Source organism: Stenotrophomonas maltophilia group sp. RNC7, assembly GCF_030910085.1.
In the GTDB taxonomy this organism is placed as follows: domain Bacteria; phylum Pseudomonadota; class Gammaproteobacteria; order Xanthomonadales; family Xanthomonadaceae; genus Stenotrophomonas; species Stenotrophomonas sepilia.
Genome location: NZ_JAVFVN010000357.1, coordinates 1 through 715, shown reverse-complemented (window position 1 = coordinate 715; position 715 = coordinate 1). Strand labels below are relative to the sequence as shown.

The following is a 715-nucleotide window of genomic DNA, read 5'->3' as shown; positions in this document are numbered from 1 at the left end:
TTTCGCCAACGGGTTCTATGCTGAACCTTTTGTCCAGCTGGCGGCATTGCGGATCGGTTCGTTCGACTACGGCCTGACCAATGGCATGCGAGCTGATGGCGAGGCGTATGAGTCCCTTCAGGGTCGGATCGGCGCCACGATCGGCTATAATCACACGCTCGAGAACGGCTCGACCTTCCAGCCTTATCTGCGTCTGGCAGTCGCACAGGAATTTGCTGACAACAACAAGCTGAAGATCAACACGGTCCAGTTCAATAACGCTTTTGATGGAACGCGTGGCGAGGTCGGAGCAGGATTTGCCTATAAGCTCAATGATGCAGTCCAGATCCATGCTGACGTCGATTTCTCAGCTGGCAAGGACGTCGACCGCAACTGGGGTGGTAATTTCGGTCTGAGCTACAAGTTCTAGACCCTATGGGTGAGGCAGGCGGATCAAAAATTAGCCCCCCGCTTAGTGGTTCGTAGGCTTCACCCACCACATTAGTTTTCATTTTTGCGACGATCTTCAACGGAAGTCCCCGCCAAGCAAGCTTCTTCCCGAGAGGAAACCTCGCAGAAAGAAGCGAAGCGTCGTCTGCGTTCATTACCCTCCATGAGCACGGACAGCGCTTCGCAACATTCCACTGAAAGATAAACAATGTCGCCGTACAGGTATGTTTTTTGCTGCGCAGTTGCGGCAGCTGCCCTTGTCTCCAATCAAGCTTTTGCAGATAGA

The 715-nt window shown here is 53.0% G+C and carries 1 protein-coding gene; it reads left to right on the top strand.

What is annotated here, in order from left to right; translation table 11 throughout:
- On the top strand, positions 1-409 hold a 409-nt coding region (locus RCF13_RS05930), incomplete at its 5' end, for an autotransporter outer membrane beta-barrel domain-containing protein (RefSeq protein ID WP_308140955.1).
- Positions 410-715 lie beyond the last annotated feature (306 nt).